This window comes from Leifsonia sp. Soil_N53 (genome assembly GCF_057655165.1).
On the sequence record NZ_JBDGMM010000040.1, the window covers coordinates 1 to 18,907 of the forward strand.

An 18,907-nucleotide genomic window follows, 5' to 3' on the forward strand; every position below is an offset into this window, starting at 1 on the left:
GAGCACGGCGCCGAGGGCGACGACCGACCACAGCGCGAAGCGCCAGCCCGCGACGCCGCCGAGCGCCGTCCCGAGCGGTGAGCCGACCGCCCTCGCGATCGTCGGTGCGGGCTTCACGCTCGCCACGGCGGTCGGCTCACCGCTCGGGACGGCGCTCGGCGGCGTCGCGGGCTGGCGCTTCGCGCTGTGGTCGGTCGTCGCCCTCGGCGCCGTGCTCGCCGCAGCGATCCCGCTGTTCGTGCGCGCGGTGCCGCTCGCCCCGCAGGCGACGCTGCGCCGCAGGCTGGCCGCCCTCGCCGATCTGCGCGTGGTCGCGCTACTCGTGACTACCGTCTTCATGATCGCGGGCTTCAACATCGTCTACATCTTCTCCGCGACCGTGACCCGGGCGTCCACCGGGGACGCCGGGCCGCTGCTGGCGGCGCTGCTGCTCGCCTACGGCGCCGCCGGTGTCATCGGCAACGTCGTCGCCGGCCCGCTGACCGACCGCTTCGGCAGCCGCCGCGTGGCGGCCGTCGCGCTCCTCGGCCAGGTGGCCGCGCTCGTCGTCCTCCCGTTCGTGGAGGCGTCGTTCGCCGCCTCGATCGCCGTCTTCGCGCTCTGGGGCGTCGCCGCGTTCGCGATGGCCATCCCGATCCAGCACCGTCTCGTCCACCTGGATCCCGGTTCCTCGGCGCTCGTGCTGTCGTGGTACTCGACGGCCATGTACGTCGGCATCGCGATCGCGCCCCCGATCGGCACCCTCGCCCTCGGTGCCGGCGGAGCGGTGGCCGTGCCGTTCGCGGGGGCCGCGGTGACGGTGGTGGCTCTGGCGGCGTTCCTGCTGAGTCACGTCGCCCGAACGGCCCGGCCCGCGGCCGCGCGTCCCGACCCTACGCCGTGAGCGCCTGCATCGCGTCGGCGAGGGCGGCGACCCGGGCCGTCGCTGTCGCCGTGCGTGCGGCGAGGTCGCCCTCGTCGCTCGACGCGTCGATGTAGATCTTCAGCTTCGGCTCGGTGCCGCTCGGGCGCACCATGACGCGCGAGCCGTCCACGAGGACGATGCGCAGCACGTCGCTGGGCGGAAGCGAGCCGAAGCCGTCGCGGAGGTCGTCGATGTGGTCCACGACGACGTCGCCGAGACGGCTCGGCGGCGTCGACCGCAGCGCGGCCATGATCTCGTCGATGCGGGACAGGTCGGTGACCCGCAGCGCGATCTGGTCGCTCGCGAAGTAGCCGAAGCGCTCCGCGAACGCGTCCAGGTGGTCCGCGATGGTGCGACCGGAGGCGGCGAGCTCGTTCGCGAGGTCGAGGAGCGCGGTGGCGGCCGAGATGCCGTCCTTGTCGCGGATGGTCTCCGGGTTCACGAGGTAGCCGAGCGCCTCCTCGAAGCCGAAGATCAGGCCGGGAGCGCGGGAGACCCACTTGAACCCGGTGAGCGTGTCGGCGAAGTCGAGATGGTACGCGGCGGCGACGGCCGCGAGGGCCGGCGACGAGACGATCGAGCAGGCGAGCGCGCCGAAGGCGGCCCCGGCGGTCGAGGACCGCTCGGCGAGGTCCGCGGCGCGCCAGCCGAGGAGGGCGCCGACCTCGTTGCCGCTCAGCCGGCGGAAACCGTCGGCCGAGCCGTCGGGGATGGCGACGGCGAGCCGGTCGGCGTCCGGGTCGTTCGCGATGATCAGGTCCACGCCGGCCGCCCGACCGGTCGCGAAGGCCAGGTCCATCGCCCCCGGCTCCTCGGGGTTCGGGAACGACACCGTCGGGAACGCGGGGTCGGGGTCGCGCTGCTCGGCGACCACGACGGGCGTGGCGAAGCCGGCGCGCTCGAACACGGCCTCCGCCGTGCGCCAGCCGACGCCGTGCATCGCCGTGTAGGCGAACGAGACGGCGTCGCGCGGGGCGGTCGTGGTGGCGACGCCCGCGGTCGCCTCGATGTACGCGGCCTCCACATCGCCCGATGCGACCTCGAACTGCTCGGAGCGCGGGAGGTCGCCGATGTCGCCCTGCGCGACCTCCAGGATGTGCGCCTCGATCTCCGCGTCGGTCGGGGAGACGATCTGCGAACCGTGGTTCACGCCGCCCAGGTAGACCTTGTAGCCGTTGTCGTTCGGCGGGTTGTGGCTCGCCGTGACCATGACGCCGGCGCTGACATCGAGGTGCCGCACCGCGAACGCCAGGACGGGTGTCGGCAGCAGCCGGGGGAGCAGGACGGCGCGCACGCCGGCGCCGGCCATCAGCTCCGCGGTGTCCCGTGCGAAGACGTCGGAGTTCTTGCGGCCGTCGTAGCCGATGACGACCGACGGCTGGGAGCCCTCCGCGTGCTCCAGCAGCCACCGTGCGAAACCGGTGGCGGCCTGGGCGACGAGGACGCGGTTCATCCGGTTCGGCCCGGCGGCGATCTCGCCGCGGAGCCCGGCGGTGCCGAACTCGAGGCGGGTGTCGAACCGCGAGTGGAGGTCGTCGACGGCCTCCGCGGAGCCGGCCTCGGCGGCCACGATCAGCGACTCCAGCTCGGAACGCGTCTCGGGGTCGGGGTCCTGCGCGAGCCAGGCGCGCGCCTGCGCGATCAGCTCGGTCGCGTCCACTGCACCGTCCTGGGCGGCTGAGCTCATAGCGCCTCCACGATCCGGGCCAGCAGGGCGCTGATCACCGGCTCGGCCTCCCGGCCCGCGTCGATGACCTCCTGATGGCTGAGCGGGGTCTTCTGGATGCCCGCCGCCAGGTTCGTGACGAGCGTCATCCCGAGGATCTCCATGCCGGCCTGACGGGCGGCGATGGCCTCCAGGGCGGTGGACATGCCGACGATGTGGCCGCCGATGGTCTTGGCCATCTGCACCTCGGCCGGCGTCTCGTAGTGCGGGCCGCGGAACTGCGTGTACACGCCCTCGTCGAGGCTCGGGTCGATGGTCCTCGCCAGGTCGCGCAGGCGCTTGGAGTAGAGGTCGGTGAGGTCGACGAACGTCGCCCCCTCCAGCGGCGAGTCCGCCGTCAGGTTGATGTGGTCGCTGATCAGGACCGGCGTGCCGGGCTTCCAGTGCTCCTTGATGCCGCCCGCGCCGTTGGTGAGGACCATCGTGGTCGCGCCGGCGGCCGCGGCGGTGCGGACGCTGTGGACGACCCGGCGGACGCCGTGCCCTTCGTAGTAGTGGGTGCGTGCGCCGATCACGAGAGCGTGCTTGCCGTTGGCCAGGCGGATCGAGCGCAGGGTGCCGACGTGGCCCTCCAGCGCCGGCTTGCTGAAGCCGACGATCTCGTGGGCGGGGATGGTGGCCACGGTCTCGCCGATGAGGTCGGCCGCCTTGCCCCAGCCGCTGCCGAGCGTCAAGGCGATGTCGTGCTTCTCGACGCCGGTCTTCTCGGCGAGCTGCTGCGCCGCCTCCCTGGCGACCTCGAACGGGTCGGCCGCCGGCGCGTCGAGCGGGTTCTGGGTGGATTCGAGCATGAGGCAACTCTACTGAGCGCCACCCGGCGGTGAAGCGTTCCCGTGGTTGCGCATCGGTGCACCCGGATACGGAAGAATGAGAGGCATGGGCTATGAATTCGAGCGCAAGCAGCGCATCGCCGTCCTGGGCGGCGGACCAGGCGGGTACGAGGCGGCGCTCGCGGCGGCGCAGCTCGGCGCGGACGTGACGCTCGTGGAGCGCTCGGGGGTCGGCGGCTCGGCCGTCATCACCGACGTCGTGCCCTCGAAGAGCCTCATCGCGACCGCAGAGGCCACCAACGCCATCGCAGAGGCGACGGACCTCGGCGTCCAGTTCTTCTCGCGCAGCGAGAGCGGCAAGCCGGTGCGCCCGGAGATCGCCGTGAACCTCGCCGCGGTCAACAAGCGCCTGATGGGGCTCGCCCGCCAGCAGTCGGAGGACATGCGCGCCGAGCTCGTGCACGCAGGAGTCCGCATCGTCGCGGGGGAGGGGCGGCTCGACGGCGACAACGCGATCATCGTGTCGACCGGCAGCGGCGCCTCCGGCACCGATTTCGACCGGGTGGAGGGCGACACGATCGTCATCGCCGTGGGCGCGAGCCCCCGCATCCTGTCGTCCGCGGTCCCCGACGGGGAGCGCATCCTGACCTGGACGCAGCTCTACGACCTGCCCACCGTGCCGGAGCACCTCATCGTCGTCGGGTCGGGCGTCACCGGCGCCGAGTTCGCCTCCGCCTACACCGCGCTCGGCTCGAAGGTCACGCTCATCTCCTCGCGCGACCAGGTGCTGCCGGGCGAGGACGCCGATGCCGCCCGCGTCATCGAGAACGTCTTCAAGCGCAACGGCATGCAGGTGCTCGCCAAGTCCCGCGCCGAGTCGGTGGTCCGCACCGAGAACGGCGTGGTCGCGACGCTCACCGACGGCCGCACCGTCGAGGGCAGCCACTGCCTGATGGCCGTCGGCTCCATCCCGAACACCGCGGGCATCGGGCTCGAGGAGGCCGGCGTGCAGCTCACGCCGTCGGGCCACATCCGGGTCAACCGGGTCGCGCGCACCAGCATCCCGAACATCTACGCCGCCGGCGACTGCTCCGACCTGCTCCCGCTGGCCTCGGTCGCCTCCATGCAGGGGCGTACCGCGGTCTTCCACGCGCTGGGCGATGCGGTCAACCCGATCGAGCTGCGCAACGTCACCTCCAACATCTTCACCCAGCCCGAGATCGCGACGGTCGGCTGGAACCAGAAGCAGATCGAGGAGGGCATCGCGCAGGGCGACATCTACAAGCTGCCGCTGAAGTCCAACCCGCGCGCCAAGATGCTCGGCATCCGCGACGGCTTCGTGAAGCTGTTCGCGCGCACCGGGTCGGGCACGGTGATCGGCGGCGTCATCGTCGCGCCGCGGGCCTCCGAGCTGATCTTCCCGCTCGCGCTGGCGGTGGAGCACCGGCTCACCGTGGACCAGGTGGCGCGGGCGTTCACCGTGTACCCGTCGCTCTCCGGCTCGATCTCGGACGCCGCGCGAGCGATGCACATCGTGCTCTAGGCAGGGGGCCGGGGGATGGAGGAGGTCCTGGTCGTCGGCGTCCTCGCCGTGCTGACCATCGCGGCCGCCACCGTCTACGGGCAGCGCTTCGGGGTCGCGTCGCCGCTCATCCTGGTCGTCGTCGGCATCCTGGTCTCGTTCCTGCCGTTCGTGCCGGCGCTGGAGGTCCAGCCGGAGTGGATCATCGCGGGCGTGCTGCCTCCGCTGCTCTACTCGGCGTCGGTCTCGATGCCCGCGATGAACTTCCGGCGCGAGTTCGGCGCGATCGGCGGGCTCTCCGTGGTGCTCGTGATCGTCAGCTCGGTGCTGCTCGGGATCTTCTTCGCGTGGGTCATCCCCGGGCTGGGGCTGGCGTGGGGCGTGGCGCTCGGCGCGATCGTGAGCCCGACCGACGCCGTCGCGACCGGGATCGTCAAGCGGGCGGGCGTCTCACCGCGCGTGGTCGCCATCCTGGAGGGCGAGAGCCTGCTCAACGACGCCACCGCGCTCGTGCTGCTGCGCGCGGCGGTGGCGGCCGCGGCGGTCGCCTCGTTCACCCTCGGAGCGGTGACGCTGTCGTTCCTGTACTCGGTGCTGGTCGCCGTGGTGTTCGGCTGGGCCGTCGGGCGGCTGAACCTGATCGTGCGGGCCCGGGTGAAGGACGCCACGGTGAACACTGTCATCTCGTTCACGGTGCCGTTCCTGGCGTCCATCCCGGCCGAGGCGCTCGGCGCGTCCGGGCTGGTCGCGGCTGTGGTCGCGGGCCTGATCACCGGCAGCAGGGCGCCGCGGGTGCTGTCGCCCGAGCACCGCTTGTCGGACAGCCAGAACTGGCGCACGGTGGAGCTCGTGCTGGAGGGCATGATCTTCCTCACGATGGGGCTCGAGCTCTTCGGGATCGTCCAGAAGGTGCAGAACGACCACTCGGGGGTGCTGCCCGCGGTCGGCATCGCGGCCGCGGCCCTGCTGCTGACGATCGTGGTGCGGGCGGCGTTCGTGGCCCCGCTGCTGGCCCTGCTCGCGCGGCGCAGCCGGCGCAGGGAGCGGATGCGGCCGACGCTGACGAAACTGCAGAAGCGGCTCGAGGATCCGGAGGCGGCCAGGCGGCTGCTGGAGCAGGGGCCGCCGCCGACCGACGCGCTGCCGGAACTGCAACAAGGGATCGATCCGGCGGCGGACCCCGATGCGCACGCCGAGGTGCTGGCCGCGGACCCGTCCGCCGCGCACGCGGAGGTGGCCAAGGTGGCGGGCGTGCAGGACGCCGCCGCCGTCACCCGCGACCGGCTCGTGAGGCCGTCGGGATGGCGCGGCCGGCTGATCCGGCGTCAGGGCGGGAAGCGCCGGGCCTGGACCGTCGAGAACATCACCCGGTTCGGCACGCGGCTGCGCCGGGTCCTGGCGGACATCGACTACTTCACGGGAGCGCCGCTCGGCTGGCGGGAGGGCACCATCGTCGTGTGGGCCGGGATGCGCGGGGCGGTGACGGTCGCGGCGGCGCAGAGCCTCCCGTCCGACACGCCGGGCCGCTCGGTGCTGGTGCTGATCGCGTTCCTGGTGGCGGCGGGATCGCTGCTCCTGCAGGGCGGCACGCTAGGGCTGGCCTTGCGGGTGGTGAAGCCGACGGCCTCCGACCCGAAGGCCGAGAAGGAGGAGCGCAAGCGGCTGCTGGAGCTGCTGCACGAGGCCGGCCAGGCGGTGCCGCAGCCGCAGACCACGGAGCGGACTCCCGAGGCGTTCAACCAGCACAAGGCCGCGCGGCTCCAGCGCATCCGCGCTCAGCGCGACGCCCTCCTCGACGCCCGCGACGACGGCACCTTCAGCGCCGACGTGCTCGCCGGCGCCCTCAGCAACCTCGACGCCGACGAAATCAGCATCGACCTCAAAGGCGACCCCACCGAGGCCACCGGCTGACCCCGCCCCCGCCTTCGCCAACTCCGGCGATCCGCCACAAGATCTGCCGATGCTCCGGAGTTACGGACTTTCACACGGCGTGTCTCCGCGGTCCTCCGGAGTTGTTACGTTCCCCACAGCGACCCGATTTCGGAACGTTCTCCACCGATCACGACAACCACGCCCCACCAACAGCTCGACCGCCAACGCTAGAGGGATGAACTGGATGAACTCCCTCGTCACCCACGGCGGAATCGCGACCTCCAGCCAATTGGTCGCGAGCGGTGTCACTGCCCGCGAGCTCACTGCCGCGGTTCGCGACGGTCGGGTGCTCCGCCCGAGACGCGGCGTGTACGCCCTTCCTTCCGCGCCTCGGCCGGCCATCGCGGCGGTCGCCGAGGGCGGACGCCTCTCTTGCGTCTCCGCGGCGCGTAGCTACGGCTTGTGGGGCGGCCTCGACGGCAGGACCCACCTGCGTGTGCCGTCTCATGCGACCCGGTTGCCGCCCAGCCACTCGGTCCGTCACTGGATCGACGGTGAATCGCATCCGGAGTGCTGGCGTGTCTCGATCGCTGACTGCCTGCGGTCGGTGGTGAGGTGCGGATCGGAGGAGACGGCTGTGGCAGTGCTCGACACCGCCTTGTCGGCCGGGCTCGTGACAATCGCGGGGGTGAAACGAATCTTCGCGGACCAGGCGAAATGGATGCGCAGCATCGCCGCCCGTTCGCGGCCGGGTTCGGACTCCGGTGTCGAATCACTCGTCCGGCAGCGGCTAGAGGCTCGAGGGCATGTCATCGAGCAGCAGCTCCAGGTCGCCGGCGTGGGGAGGGTGGACATGCGTGTCGACGGCGTCCTCTACCTGGAGATCGACGGCTACGCGTTTCACTCTGGCCGCGAGGCGTTCGAGCGGGATCGTGTCCGCGACGCGGGCCTCGCGCTCGTGGGACAGCGACTCCGGGTGTCGGCGCGGCAGGTGCTGAACGAGTGGGAGGCCGTCCAGGTCATCGTGGAGCGAATGTTGGCTGGTCCGGAGAATCGTGCAACCGCACGTGCGAAACGACCGTAACTCCGGAGAATCGCCTGATTTTTCGGTAGCTCTCCGGAGTTGCGGGAGGGTCAGTGGATGTTGAGGAGGAGGTGGCCGGAGGAGACGGTCTCGCCGACGGTGGCGTTGATGCCGGTGACGGTGCCGTCCTTGTGGGCGGTCAGGGGCTGCTCCATCTTCATGGCCTCCAGGACCAGCACCAGGTCGCCCTTGACGACCTCGTCGCCGTCGGCGACCGCGACCTTCACGACGGTGGCCTGCATGGGCGCGGTCACCGAGTCTCCGGTCGCGGTGTCCACGGCGTGCGCGCCGGCCCGGCGGCGCGGTGCGGGAGCCGAGACCTGCGCCGGGGCCCCGCCCGCGAGCAGGCGCGCGGGCAGCGACACCTCGATGCGCTTGCCCTCGACCTCGACCACGACGTTGCTGCGGCGCTCGGCCGCGGCCTGCTCGCCCAGCGCGCCCGACCACGGCTCGACGCCGCCGGTCCACTCGGTCTCGATCCAGCGGGTGTAGATCGAGAACGGCTCGCCGTCCTGCGGGGCGAAGGCGGGGTCGCGCACGATGGCGCGGTGGAAGGGCAGCACGGTCGGCAGCCCGGCGACCTCGAACTCGTCGAGGGCGCGGCGGGCGCGCTCCAGCGCCTCGTCGCGGCTGGCGCCGGTCACGATGAGCTTCGCGAGCATCGAGTCGAAGGCGCCGCTGATCACGTCGCCGGCCTGGATGCCGCTGTCCACGCGAACACCGGGGCCGCCCGGGGCCTTGAACACGTGGACCGGCCCGGGGGAGGGGATGAAGTTGCGGCCGGCGTCCTCGCCGTTGATGCGGAACTCGAAGGAGTGGCCGCGAGCGATCGGGTCGTCGTAGTCGAGCTCGCCGCCCTCGGCGAGCCGGAACTGCTCGCGGACGAGGTCGATGCCGGTGACCTCCTCGGAGACCGGGTGCTCCACCTGGAGGCGGGTGTTGACCTCCAGGAACGACACCGTGCCGTCCTTGCCGATCAGGAACTCGCAGGTGCCGGCGCCCTGGTAGCCGACCTCCTTCAGGATCGCCTTCGAGGCGCTGTAGAGCTTGTCGTGCTGCTCGGGGCTGAGGAACGGAGCCGGAGCCTCCTCGACCAGCTTCTGGTGGCGGCGCTGCAGCGAGCAGTCGCGGGTGGAGACCACGACGACGTTGCCGTAGGCGTCCGCCAGGCACTGGGTCTCGACGTGCCGGGGCTGGTCGAGGTACTTCTCCACGAAGCACTCGCCGCGGCCGAAGGCGGCGATGGCCTCGCGGGTCGCCGATTCGAACAGCTCGGCGACCTCGTCGCGGGTGCGGGCGACCTTGAGGCCGCGGCCGCCGCCGCCGAACGCGGCCTTGATGGCGACCGGGAGGCCGTACTGGTCGACGAAGTCGAGGACCTCGGCCGCGTCCGCGACCGGATTGAGGGTGCCGGGGGCGAGCGGCGCGCCGACCTTCTCGGCGACGTGGCGCGCCGAGACCTTGTCGCCCAGGCGCTCGATGGCCTCCGGCGACGGGCCGATCCAGGTCAGGCCCGCGGCGATGACGGCGCGTGCGAAGTCGGCGTTCTCGGCGAGGAAGCCGTAGCCGGGGTGCACGGCGTCGGCGCCGGAGCGGCGCGCGACCGAGAGGATCTTGTCGATGACCAGGTAGGTCTCCGCGCTGGTCGAGCCCTCGAGGGCGTACGCCTCGTCGGCGAGGCGCACGTGGAGGGCGTCGCGATCCTGGTCGGCGTAGACGGCGACGGACGCGATCCCGCTGTCTTTCGCGGCGCGGATGACGCGGACGGCGATCTCGCCGCGGTTGGCGATGAGGACCTTGGAGATACGTGGCACAGTTCCCTAGCCTATTCCGGAGGTCGAACCAGCTTTTGGACGATCCCTACAAAAAAGCACTCGCACGGCTTCAGAGAGTCGACAACTGACTCTCGGCGGCGATCATGCCCGGTTCCACAGCTCCGTCCACTCCACGCCCAGGCGCCGCACCAGATCGCGCAGGGTGGACAGCGACAGGCCGACGACCGTGCTCGGGTCGCCCTCGACGCGCGTGATGAACGGTCCGCCGAGGCTGTCGATGGTGAACGCGCCCGCGACCTCCAACGGCTCGCCGCTGGCCACGTAGGCGTCGATCTCGGCGTCGGTGACGTCGGCGAAGGTCACAGAGGCGACGGCCGCCGCGCCCACCGCGCCGTTCTCGCGGCCGTCGCGGTGGTCGATGAGCCAGTGCCCGGAGTGCAGCGTGCCCGTGCGGCCGCGCTGGTCCCGCCAGCGCTCGCGCGCGACCTCGGGGAGGTGCGGCTTGCCGTGGATGCTGTCGTCGATCGCGAACGCCGAGTCGCCGCCCAGGATCAGGCCGTCGATCGGCGCCCCGTCGAGCGTCCCGCGCACGGCCTCCGCCTTGAGCCGCGCGAGGAGCTGGACCATGGCGTGCGCCGAGAGCGTCCCGTGCTCGGCCTCCGCCGCGGCGACCGCAGCCGGCTCGTCGACGTGCGACGGCACCACGATCGGTTCGACCCCGGCCGCGCGCAGCAAGGCGAGGCGGGCGGGGGAGGTGGAGGCGAGGTAGAGGCGCATGGTCACCTGTGGGATGCTCGATGGATGCCCCAGAAGGACGAGGTCGAACTCGACATTAGCAACGTCGCGCACGGTGGCGTGTTCGTCGCCCGCCACGAGGGCCGCGTGGTCTTCGTACCGGACACCATCCCGGGGGAGCGGGTCCGGGTGCGGGTGGCCGACCGCGCGCACGACCGGTTCTGGCGCGCGGAGCTGCTGGAGGTCCTGGAGCCCGCGGCCGAGCGCCAGGAGCACGTCTGGGCTGCGGCGTCGGTCCGCCGTGCGCCGGAGGAGCGCGCGGGCGGCGCGGAGTTCGGCCACATCCGGCTGGACCACCAGCGCGAGCTCAAGCGGCGCGTGATCGTCGACGCCCTGCAGCGCACGGCGAAGCTCGACGCCGGCACCATCGACGCGCTCGGCCCCGACGGCGGAGGTCCCGTCGTGGAGGCCGTCGCCGGCGAGGCCGAGGACGGCACCGGCTGGCGCACGCGCGTCCGGCTCCAGGTCGGCGAGGACGGCACGATCGGCCCCTACGCCGCCCGCACGCACACCATCGTCCCCGTCACCGACCTGCCGCTCGCGACCTCCGCCGTCGAGGAGTCGACCCCGTTCGGCCAGCGCTTCCCGGGTGCGGAGTCGGTGGACGTCGTGGCCACCGGGCTCGGCGCGACCCACGTGCTGGTCAACGATCGTCCGGAGCGACGCGGCAAGCGGGTCGTCCGTCCCCGGCGCCGGCCGGTGCCCATCCGGGAACGGGTCGGCGAACGGGAGTTCCGGCTGGACGCCCGCGGCTTCTGGCAGGTGCACCGCCAGGCGGCCGCCACGCTCACCGAAGCGGTGCGCTCCGCGGTCGACGAGGCGCTCTTCGACCCGCGCGCGGCGAACCTCGACCTGTACGGCGGCGTCGGACTCCTCGCCGCCGCGCTCGGCGACCGGTTCGGCCCGACGCTCCGCATCACGTCGGTGGAGGCCGACGAGGCCGCGACCGACGCCGCCGCGGAGAACCTCGCCGAGTGGGTCGGCGCGGCGGCGGTGACCGCGCGCGTGGAGCGCTTCGTCACAGGGCTCGCCGCGGAGGCCACCGCCGCCGAGCGCACCCGGTTGCGGGCGGCGACCGTGGTGCTCGACCCGCCGCGCTCCGGCGCGGGCCGTGAGGTGGTGGACGCCATCGCGTCGATGCGGCCCGCCCAGATCGTCTACGTCGCCTGCGACCCGGTCGCGCTCGCCCGCGACGTCGCCTACTTCGCCGAGCGCGGCTATCCGCTGCGCACGCTGCGGGGCTTCGACCTGTTCCCGAACACGCACCATGTGGAGGCCGTCGCCACGCTGACCCCGTGATCGCCCGGTATCCGCGTATCCGAGCACTACGATGGTCAGCATGGTGCGAGTGGCAATCGTCGACGATCACGAGTCCGTGCGGCTCGGGCTCAAAGCCGCCTGTCAGGACGCGGGATACGACGTAGTGGTGACGGCGGCGACGGTGGACGACTTCGTTCAGCAGCTCGGCTCGCAGGAGTGCGACGTCGTCGTCCTCGATCTGTCGCTCGGCGACGGCTCCAAGGTGACCGACAACGTCAAGCGCGCGCAGGCGACCGGCGCGGCCGTGCTCGTGCACAGCATCGCCGACCGGGTCGCGAGCGTCCGCGAGGCGCTTGCCGCGGGTGCGGCCGGCGTCATCCCGAAGTCCTCTCCCACCACGACCGTGATGAACGCGATCGAGACGGTCGCGCGCGGCGATGTGCTCAACAACCTGGAGTGGGCGACCGCGATCGACGCCGACAGCGACTTCGCCAAGGCGCAGCTCGGCCGCCGCGAGCGCGACGTGCTCCACCTCTATGCTTCCGGTCTGCCGCTGAAAGCGGTCGCGGCCCAGCTCGGCATCGCGAACTCGACGGCGCGCGAGTACCTCGACCGCATCCGCGTGAAGTACGTGGAGGTCGGTCGTCCAGCCCCGACGAAGGTCGACCTCCTGCGCCGCGCCGTAGAGGACGGCATCCTGCCCGGGCTCGACCCCGACACGGGCAATGAGCGCGGCTAGCGTCCAGCGCTCCGTCCCCGGAGCACCTGTCGAGACGGCGAAGCCGCGCAACCCGCTCAGCCGCGCCAGGATCGAGCGGATCTCCGACCGCACGGTGTCGGCGTTCGGCCTCGTCTTCGGGCTCCAGACCCTGCCGACGGCGCTCGGTCAGCTCGGCTACCTGCGCAGCCCGTGGGGGCTGATCGTCCTGGTGCTGGTGTTCGGTGGGCTCGCCTTCACCGTGCTGCTCGCGATCTTCGCGCAGCGCTTCGTGAAAGTCACGATGGGCGTGCTCTCCGTGGTGTACTTCGCGGCGATCGTCACGTGGCCGCTGCTCGTCGCCGACCCCAAGGCGTTCGCGTCGGACAAGCCGTGGGTGTGGTTCCTCTGCTCGGTCTTCACCGCGTTCGCCGCCGTGGCGTACCCGTTGTGGCTGGCCATCGTCTACACCTTCCTCACCCCGATCGCGTACGGCGTCGTGCGCGCCCTGCCCGCGGGCGGGGGAGTCGGCGCCGAGCTCGCCGGCCTCGACGCGGTCTACGCGATCATCCTGGGCGGCGTGATCCTCGCCATCATCGCGATGATGCGCCAGGCGGCGACCGCGGTCGACGTCGCGCAGAGCCAGGCGCTCGCCAAGTACGGAAACGCGGTGCGCCAGCACGCGACGGAGGTCGAGCGCGTGCAGGTGGACGCGATCGTGCACGACAGCGTCCTGACGACGCTGCTGTCCGCTGCGAGTGCCCGCACGCAGGAGCAGAAGGACCTCGCGGCGCGGATGGCCGCCGACGCGATCGGGCACCTCCACGCCGCAGAGGCGTCCGGGCCGGAGGATACGACCCAGGTCGGCATCGGGCAGCTCTCCGACCGGCTGATCACGGCCGCGCGGGCGTTCTCCTCGCCGTTCGAGGTGGACGCGCAGGACCACGACGAGTTGCACACCCTCCCGGTCAACGTCGCGGAGGCGGTCTACTCCGCCGCGGTGCAGGCGATGGTCAACAGCATGCAGCACGCCGGGGGCGAGGAGGTGCGGCGGAGCGTCGTCGTCCGCGGCGGTGAGAACGGCGCGGCGGTCCGCGTGGTCGTGACCGACGACGGTCGCGGGTTCGACGCCGATGACGTGCCCGCCGAGCGGCTGGGGCTGCGGGTGAGCATCCGGGAACGGGTCGCGAAGGTCGGCGGCCGTGCGACCGTGGAGTCGGCGCCGGGGGAGGGCACGACGGTCGCCATCGTCTGGCCGGCCGGTGAGCGCGGCTCCGTGGTGGAGCGCGAGCAGGAGGCCGCAGGATGATCACCCTCAACCGTCTGCTGTTCCTCGGCCTCGGAGCGCTCTTCTCGGCCTACCATCTCTTCCTCGCGCTGTCGTCGGTGTCGATCCCGACCTCCGCAGGGCCGGCGATCGTCGCCATGGTGCTGTACGCGGTCGCGACGGTGCTCAGCCTGTGGCCCACCAGCCCGACGAAGATGCCGATCTGGCTCGCGGCGTTCGACCTCGCCGTCTGCGTGGTCATCCCGATCCTGGTGACCAGCCAGCTGGATCCCGCGAAGGACAACGGCTACGCGACCTGGTACGTGGCCGCGGTCGGCACGCTGATGACGATCGCCGCTGTCCGCCGCCAGCAGTTCGTGGCGTGGCTCGGCGTCGGCTTCCTCGCGGTGCAGACGGTCGTCTGGGCGGGGCCCGGCGCGCTGGCGGGGCTGGGCGTGATCGGCTCGGTCGTCTGGGTCGGCGTCGCCGTCGTCATCGCCGGCTCGCTCGCGAAGGCCGGTCGCGACGCCCTCCAGTTCGCACGGGCCGAGCGGGAGGCCACCGAGTGGCAGGCCGCGCAGGAGGCGCACGTCATGGAGCGCCAGCTGCGCCTGCGGCAGACCTACCGGGTGGCCGCGCCGATGCTCGCCGAGATCGTGCGCCGTGGAGGCGACCTCACCGAGGCGGAGCGGCGGGAGTGCCGCTATCTGGAGGGCGCCATCCGCGACGAGATCCGCGGTCGGCGCCTGCTCAACGACGACGTGCGGCGCGAGGTCATGGACGCCCGCCGGCGTGGCGTGGTCGTGAGCCTGCTCGACGAGGGCGGGATCGACGACCTCGACCAGTCCGGGCTGGAGACGGTGCTCCGCCGGCTCGCGGACGCGATCCGCGGGACGACGACGGACAAGCTGATCGTCCGGACCGTGCCACGGTCGTCCAAGACCGCTGTGACCGTGGTGGGGCTGCGGATGTCCGACGACGGCGCGGCGAACGCGCTCGGGGCGGAGTCGGAGGACGACGAGGTCGACCTCTGGCTGGAGATCCCGCGCCCCCTCGTCGAAGCCGTCGTCTGACCCAGGCGGCCACGAGTCCCCGTCTCCCAGCCCCTCGGCGGAAGTTTGCGGGTTAAAAGGGGAAAGGGGCCGACACCCGAATTTGTCGGCCCCTATTTCAAACCCCGAGTCAGGGCGACAACCCGAATATCGCCCTGACTCGCCCCCAAAGCACTCGCCCGCTTACCCTAGTCGGCGAGTGATTGGCGGTGTTACTCACGAGGAGAGACACCTAGCAATAACAATATTGTCGGCGCGAGCGATAAATACATAGTCGTCATTTTGGGGGACCCTGGGGGACACGTCCCGGGCGCCGCTGCACCCCAGTGGCGGAATGTCGCCTGACCCGCGAGTGGGGGACTCCCCGATCGGGGTACAAACGCGGTTTTCGGGGTACTCAGCCCGAGAACGAACGCCACACGCCGGCGCCGGGCGTGAGTGGCCTGCGGAGGCTGCGCTGGGTGCGCTCCCAGCCGTCCGGTCCGCTCTGCGGCCGGGCGTCCCTCGCCGCCTCGGCGGCCTCGGCGGCGGCGGTCGCGAGCACCGCGGTGACGGCCGCGACCTCCTCCGGGGTCACGCCCTTGGTGAGGAACCGCAGCTGAGACGGGTCGAGCGGGGACGGGCCGGTCGACGCCGCGTGCGCGCCGCTCACAGCGGGATGTTCCCGTGCTTCTTCGGCGGCATCGCCGCACGCTTGGTGCGCAGCGCACGCAGCGCCTTGATGACCGAGATGCGGGTGGCCGCCGGCTCGATCACGCCGTCGAGCTCGCCGCGCTCGGCGGCGAGGAACGGGCTGGCGACGTTGTACGTGTACTCGCTGGCGAGGCGGGCGCGCACGGCGGCGACGTCCTCCCCGGCCTCCTCCGCGCGCTTGATCTCGCCGCGGTACAGGATGTTGACCGCGCCCTGGCCGCCCATGACGGCGATCTCGGCGGTCGGCCAGGCCAGGTTCATGTCGGCGCCGAGCTGCTTGGAGCCCATGACGATGTAGGCGCCGCCGTAGGCCTTGCGGGTGATGATCGTCACCAGCGGCACGGTGGCCTCGGCGTACGCGTAGAGCAGCTTCGCGCCGCGCCGGATGACGCCGGTCCACTCCTGATCGGTGCCCGGCAGGTAGCCGGGCACGTCCACCAGGGTGAGGATCGGGATGCTGAACGCGTCGCAGAAGCGCACGAAGCGCGAGGCCTTCTCGCCGGCGTCGATGTTGAGCGTGCCCGCCATCGCGCTCGGCTGGTTCGCGACGATGCCGACCGAGCGGCCCTCCACGCGGGCGAAGCCGATCACGATGTTGGGTGCGAACAGCGGCTGGATCTCCAGGAACTCGCCGTCGTCGACGATCCCCTCGATGATCGTGGTGACGTCGTACGGCTGGTTGGGGGAGTCCGGGATGATCGTGTCGAGCCGGCGGTCGGCGTCGGTGATCTCCAGCTCCGGCTCCGCCTCGAACACCGGCAGCTCTGCCAGGTTGTTCTGCGGCAGGTAGCTGAGCAGGGCGCGCGCGTAGTCGAGGGCGTCCTCCTCGTCGCTGGCGAGGTAGTGCGAGACGCCGGAGATCTTGTTGTGGGTGAGCGCGCCGCCCAACTCCTCGAAGCCGACGTCCTCGCCCGTGACCGTCTTGATCACGTCGGGGCCGGTGACGAACATGTGGCTCGACTTGTCGACCATGATCACGAAGTCGGTGAGCGCGGGGGAGTAGACCGCTCCTCCCGCGGCGGGGCCCATCACGATGGAGATCTGCGGGATGACCCCGGAGGCGGCGGTGTTGCGGCGGAAGATCTCGCCGTACTTGCCGAGCGCGACCACGCCCTCCTGGATGCGCGCGCCGCCCGAGTCGAGGATGCCGATCATCGGCACGCCGGTCTTGATCGCGTGGTCCATGACCTTGATGATCTTCTCGCCGGCGACCTCGCCGAGGCTGCCGCCGAAGATGGTGAAGTCCTGACTGAAGACCGCGACGTTGCGGCCGTGGATGGTGCCGACGCCGGTGACGACCGCGTCGCCGTACGGGCGCTTGGCCTCCATGCCGAACGCGTGCGTGCGGTGCCGGACGAACTCGTCGAACTCCACGAACGAGCCCTGGTCGAGGAGCAGGTCGATGCGTTCGCGCGCGGTCAGCTTGCCCTTCGCGTGCTGCTTCTCGATCGCAGCCTGCCCGCTCGCGGTCACGGCCTCGTGGAACCGCTCCTTGAGGTCGGCGAGTTTGCCGGCGGTCGTGAAGGGATCGGGGGTCTGACGTGCTTCGGTGTCGGTCACGCCGTTCACTCTACCTGCCAGTCGAACGGCCATGCTGTCTAGGGAATCCTACAAATCCGCACGCTTTCGCTGGCAGAATTGAGCAATGAACTTCCGTCGCAGCCGGGCTGTCGTCCCCGTCCTCGAGGTGCTGCCGGAGGCCGCATCGACCAACGACGTGCTCCAGGCACGCGCGGGCGACTTGCCCGATCTCGCCGTGGTGGTCACCGACAACCAGACCGGGGGCCGCGGCCGGCTCGGCCGGGTCTGGGTGTCGCCGCCCGGCAAGGCGCTGGCGATCTCGGTGCTGCTGCGCCCGGAGGGGCTCTCCCCGGAGGCGCTCGGCTGGTTCCCGCTGCTGGCGGGGGTCGCGATGAGCCGGGCGCTCGCGGGCTTCACCAGCCGGGAGGTCGCGGTCAAGTGGCCCAACGACGTGCTGATCGACGAGGCCAAGGTGTGCGGCATCCTCTCCGAGCTGCTGCCGGGCATGGACGGCGTCATCGTCGGCGCCGGCGTGAACCTCACACTGGGCCAGGCCGAGCTGCCCACCCCGACCTCGACCTCGCTCGCGCTGGCCGGCGCGAACGACATCGACCCCGACGCGGTCCTGGCGGCCTACCTGACCCAGCTCAGCGTGCTGTACCGCGAGTTCGTGGCCGCGGGCGGCGACCCGATCCGCAGCGCGCTGCGCGACGAGGTCGTGGAGGCCTGCCACACGATCGGCCGCTCGGTGCGGGTCGAGCTCCCCGGCTGGGACGTCCTGCTCGGCACCGCGACGTCGATCGACGCCTCCGGACGGCTGATCGTGGAGTCGGATCACGGCCCCACCGCGGTGGCGGCGGGCGACGTGACGCACCTGCGGTATTAATGGGATACATGAGCACCACGCCGGAGGGTACGCCCGCGCCACTTCCCGAGCGGGTCATCGCCCGCCTGCGGTCGAACGCGCGAGCCCTGTTCTGGCCGAGCCTCGCCTTGATCGTCGCAGCCGGCGGCGTCGGCTACTTCGCCGGGCGCGTCTCCGAGGTGTGGGAGGTCGTCCTCCTCTGGAGCGCCGCCGCCGCGATCGTGCTGCTGCTGTTCCTGCTCCCGCTCGCCGTCTGGCTGAGCCGCCGCTACACGATCACCACGCGCCGGCTCATCATCCGGCACGGGTTCTTCGTGCGTGTGCGGCAGGAGCTGCTGCACAGCCGCGGCTACGACGTCGCGGTCAAGCGCAACTGGCTGCAGAGCATGTTTCGCTCGGGCGACGTGCGGATCAACTCGGGCCTCGACCATCCCGTCGTGCTGCGGGATGTGCCGAAGGCCGATCAGGTGCAGCGCGCGCTGAGCGAGCTGATGGAGCACGCGCAGACCATCGTCGCGGTGCGCAGGCAGCAGTCGGAGTCAGTCTCCGACGAGACCACCGTCTGGGGTTCGCGCTAGCGAGACGCCCGTCGTGGCGGCCGGCTCGTGCGCAGCGCGTGCCGCGTTGGCCGTCGCCTTCGCGCGGGCGCTGCGGGCGGGCGCGAACACCCACCAGCGGTACAGCACGAAGCGGAACAGCATCCCGACCGCGAGGCCGACGACGTTCGCCGAGATGTTGTCGGCGAACGGGTTCGTCATCCCCAGCAGGTAGTGCGACACCCACACGCACAGCAGCGGGATGCCGGTGCCGGTGGCGAGGCTGACTGCGAAGAACTCGACCCCTTCGCGTGCGGCGTTCTGCTGCCGCTGGCTGGAGAAGGCCCAGTACCGGTTGCCGATCCAGTTCGTGAGGATGGCGATGACCGTCGCGATGATCGTGGAGTAGATCGTCGCGTGCGGCACGTGGCGCAGCACGATCAGCAGCATCACGTTGAAGACGACCAGGTTGACGCCGAAGCCGACGGTGCCCACCGCGCCGAATTTGATCAGCTGCGGCAGGATGCGCGCCGTGCGGTGCGCTGCGGTCGTCTCGGTCGTCATGCTC

17 protein-coding genes are annotated in these 18,907 nt (G+C 71.5%); 10 read left to right on the forward strand and 7 right to left on the reverse strand.

Annotated elements, in window-relative coordinates:
• Positions 1–883 (forward strand): MFS transporter (locus AC3A3H_RS04040; RefSeq protein ID WP_487613257.1); only part of this gene is annotated, 883 nt, incomplete at its 5' end.
• Here AC3A3H_RS04040 and AC3A3H_RS04045 read toward each other — a convergent pair.
• Together AC3A3H_RS04045 and AC3A3H_RS04050 are read right to left on the reverse strand one after the other, a co-directional pair.
• Positions 873–2,591 carry a phospho-sugar mutase gene (locus tag AC3A3H_RS04045; protein ID WP_487613258.1) on the reverse strand — a complete coding sequence of 573 codons (1,719 nt, stop codon included), beginning with the start codon at positions 2,589–2,591 and terminating at the stop codon, positions 873–875. The two genes, AC3A3H_RS04040 and AC3A3H_RS04045, sit on opposite strands and share 11 nt — an antisense overlap.
• Positions 2,588–3,421 (reverse strand): purine-nucleoside phosphorylase, encoded by an 834-nt coding sequence (locus AC3A3H_RS04050; protein WP_487613259.1) that lies wholly within the window; start codon positions 3,419–3,421, stop codon positions 2,588–2,590. The genes AC3A3H_RS04045 and AC3A3H_RS04050 overlap by 4 nt, the downstream gene beginning before the upstream one ends.
• An 85-nt stretch (positions 3,422–3,506) precedes the next feature.
• On the opposite strand from AC3A3H_RS04050, the gene AC3A3H_RS04055 reads away from it, so the two are divergent.
• The 3 genes from AC3A3H_RS04055 to AC3A3H_RS04065 all read left to right on the forward strand — a co-directional run bounded on the left by AC3A3H_RS04055 (position 3,507) and on the right by AC3A3H_RS04065 (position 7,878).
• A complete protein-coding gene (locus AC3A3H_RS04055) occupies positions 3,507–4,943 on the forward strand; it encodes an NAD(P)H-quinone dehydrogenase (protein WP_487613260.1) in 1,437 nt (478 codons plus the stop codon).
• Between the two features lie 15 nt (positions 4,944–4,958).
• A complete protein-coding gene (locus AC3A3H_RS04060) occupies positions 4,959–6,833 on the forward strand; it encodes a cation:proton antiporter domain-containing protein (protein WP_487613261.1) in 1,875 nt (624 codons plus the stop codon).
• A 196-nt stretch (positions 6,834–7,029) separates the two neighbouring features.
• Positions 7,030–7,878: a type IV toxin-antitoxin system AbiEi family antitoxin domain-containing protein gene (locus AC3A3H_RS04065; RefSeq protein ID WP_487613262.1), complete on the forward strand. Its 849-nt coding sequence runs from the start codon at positions 7,030–7,032 to the stop codon at positions 7,876–7,878.
• Between the two features lie 50 nt (positions 7,879–7,928).
• Here AC3A3H_RS04065 and AC3A3H_RS04070 read toward each other — a convergent pair whose 3' ends face one another.
• Both AC3A3H_RS04070 and AC3A3H_RS04075 read right to left on the reverse strand, forming a co-directional pair.
• A complete protein-coding gene (locus AC3A3H_RS04070; RefSeq protein WP_487613263.1) occupies positions 7,929–9,692 on the reverse strand; it encodes an acetyl/propionyl/methylcrotonyl-CoA carboxylase subunit alpha in 1,764 nt (587 codons plus the stop codon).
• Between the two features lie 102 nt (positions 9,693–9,794).
• Positions 9,795–10,430, reverse strand: a complete 636-nt coding sequence (locus AC3A3H_RS04075; RefSeq protein ID WP_487613305.1) for a Maf family protein — start codon at positions 10,428–10,430, stop codon at positions 9,795–9,797.
• Between the two features lie 24 nt (positions 10,431–10,454).
• Between AC3A3H_RS04075 and AC3A3H_RS04080 the strand changes: the two genes are divergently transcribed.
• Genes AC3A3H_RS04080 through AC3A3H_RS04095 form a run of 4 tightly spaced genes read left to right on the forward strand, consistent with a single transcriptional unit; the run spans position 10,455 to position 14,745 of the window.
• Positions 10,455–11,747 carry a class I SAM-dependent RNA methyltransferase gene (locus AC3A3H_RS04080; RefSeq protein WP_487613264.1) on the forward strand — a complete coding sequence of 431 codons (1,293 nt, stop codon included), beginning with the start codon at positions 10,455–10,457 and terminating at the stop codon, positions 11,745–11,747.
• 40 nt (positions 11,748–11,787) lie between these two features.
• Positions 11,788–12,447: a response regulator transcription factor gene (locus AC3A3H_RS04085; RefSeq protein WP_487613265.1), complete on the forward strand. Its 660-nt coding sequence runs from the start codon at positions 11,788–11,790 to the stop codon at positions 12,445–12,447.
• Positions 12,434–13,714: a sensor histidine kinase gene (locus tag AC3A3H_RS04090; protein WP_487613266.1), complete on the forward strand. Its 1,281-nt coding sequence runs from the start codon at positions 12,434–12,436 to the stop codon at positions 13,712–13,714. The genes AC3A3H_RS04085 and AC3A3H_RS04090 overlap by 14 nt, the downstream gene beginning before the upstream one ends.
• The gene (locus AC3A3H_RS04095) at positions 13,711–14,745 is read left to right on the forward strand and encodes a hypothetical protein (RefSeq protein ID WP_487613267.1); all 1,035 of its coding nucleotides are present in this window, start codon (positions 13,711–13,713) and stop codon (positions 14,743–14,745) included. The genes AC3A3H_RS04090 and AC3A3H_RS04095 overlap by 4 nt, the downstream gene beginning before the upstream one ends.
• Before the next feature lie 376 nt (positions 14,746–15,121).
• On the opposite strand, the gene AC3A3H_RS04100 is transcribed toward AC3A3H_RS04095, so the two are convergent.
• On the reverse strand, positions 15,122–15,376 hold the full coding sequence (locus tag AC3A3H_RS04100) for an acyl-CoA carboxylase epsilon subunit (protein WP_487613268.1): 255 nt from the start codon (positions 15,374–15,376) through the stop codon (positions 15,122–15,124).
• Entirely contained in the window at positions 15,373–17,010 is a 1,638-nt protein-coding gene (locus AC3A3H_RS04105; RefSeq protein WP_487613269.1) for an acyl-CoA carboxylase subunit beta, read from the reverse strand. The genes AC3A3H_RS04100 and AC3A3H_RS04105 overlap by 4 nt, the downstream gene beginning before the upstream one ends.
• 52 nt (positions 17,011–17,062) lie before the next feature.
• Here AC3A3H_RS04105 and AC3A3H_RS04110 point away from each other — a divergent pair, with 52 nt between their 5' ends.
• Positions 17,063–17,824 carry a biotin--[acetyl-CoA-carboxylase] ligase gene (locus AC3A3H_RS04110; protein ID WP_487613270.1) on the forward strand — a complete coding sequence of 254 codons (762 nt, stop codon included), beginning with the start codon at positions 17,063–17,065 and terminating at the stop codon, positions 17,822–17,824.
• Between the two features lie 8 nt (positions 17,825–17,832).
• On the forward strand, positions 17,833–18,381 hold the full coding sequence (locus tag AC3A3H_RS04115; protein WP_487613271.1) for a PH domain-containing protein: 549 nt from the start codon (positions 17,833–17,835) through the stop codon (positions 18,379–18,381).
• Here AC3A3H_RS04115 and AC3A3H_RS04120 read toward each other — a convergent pair.
• Entirely contained in the window at positions 18,343–18,903 is a 561-nt protein-coding gene (locus AC3A3H_RS04120; RefSeq protein ID WP_487613272.1) for a GtrA family protein, read from the reverse strand. The two genes, AC3A3H_RS04115 and AC3A3H_RS04120, sit on opposite strands and share 39 nt — an antisense overlap.
• Between the last annotated feature and the right edge of the window lie 4 nt (positions 18,904–18,907).

Coding starts and splice junctions, on each gene's coding strand:
- AC3A3H_RS04045 (WP_487613258.1), bottom strand. CDS start 2,591: ATGAGCTCAGCCGCCCAGGACGGTGCAGTGGACGCGACCGAGCTGATC.
- AC3A3H_RS04050 (WP_487613259.1), bottom strand. CDS start 3,421: ATGCTCGAATCCACCCAGAACCCGCTCGACGCGCCGGCGGCCGACCCG.
- AC3A3H_RS04055 (WP_487613260.1), top strand. CDS start 3,507: ATGGGCTATGAATTCGAGCGCAAGCAGCGCATCGCCGTCCTGGGCGGC.
- AC3A3H_RS04060 (WP_487613261.1), top strand. CDS start 4,959: ATGGAGGAGGTCCTGGTCGTCGGCGTCCTCGCCGTGCTGACCATCGCG.
- AC3A3H_RS04065 (WP_487613262.1), top strand. CDS start 7,030: ATGAACTGGATGAACTCCCTCGTCACCCACGGCGGAATCGCGACCTCC.
- AC3A3H_RS04075 (WP_487613305.1), bottom strand. CDS start 10,430: ATGCGCCTCTACCTCGCCTCCACCTCCCCCGCCCGCCTCGCCTTGCTG.
- AC3A3H_RS04080 (WP_487613264.1), top strand. CDS start 10,455: ATGCCCCAGAAGGACGAGGTCGAACTCGACATTAGCAACGTCGCGCAC.
- AC3A3H_RS04085 (WP_487613265.1), top strand. CDS start 11,788: ATGGTGCGAGTGGCAATCGTCGACGATCACGAGTCCGTGCGGCTCGGG.
- AC3A3H_RS04090 (WP_487613266.1), top strand. CDS start 12,434: ATGAGCGCGGCTAGCGTCCAGCGCTCCGTCCCCGGAGCACCTGTCGAG.
- AC3A3H_RS04095 (WP_487613267.1), top strand. CDS start 13,711: ATGATCACCCTCAACCGTCTGCTGTTCCTCGGCCTCGGAGCGCTCTTC.
- AC3A3H_RS04105 (WP_487613269.1), bottom strand. CDS start 17,010: ATGGCCGTTCGACTGGCAGGTAGAGTGAACGGCGTGACCGACACCGAA.
- AC3A3H_RS04110 (WP_487613270.1), top strand. CDS start 17,063: ATGAACTTCCGTCGCAGCCGGGCTGTCGTCCCCGTCCTCGAGGTGCTG.
- AC3A3H_RS04115 (WP_487613271.1), top strand. CDS start 17,833: ATGAGCACCACGCCGGAGGGTACGCCCGCGCCACTTCCCGAGCGGGTC.
- AC3A3H_RS04120 (WP_487613272.1), bottom strand. CDS start 18,903: ATGACGACCGAGACGACCGCAGCGCACCGCACGGCGCGCATCCTGCCG.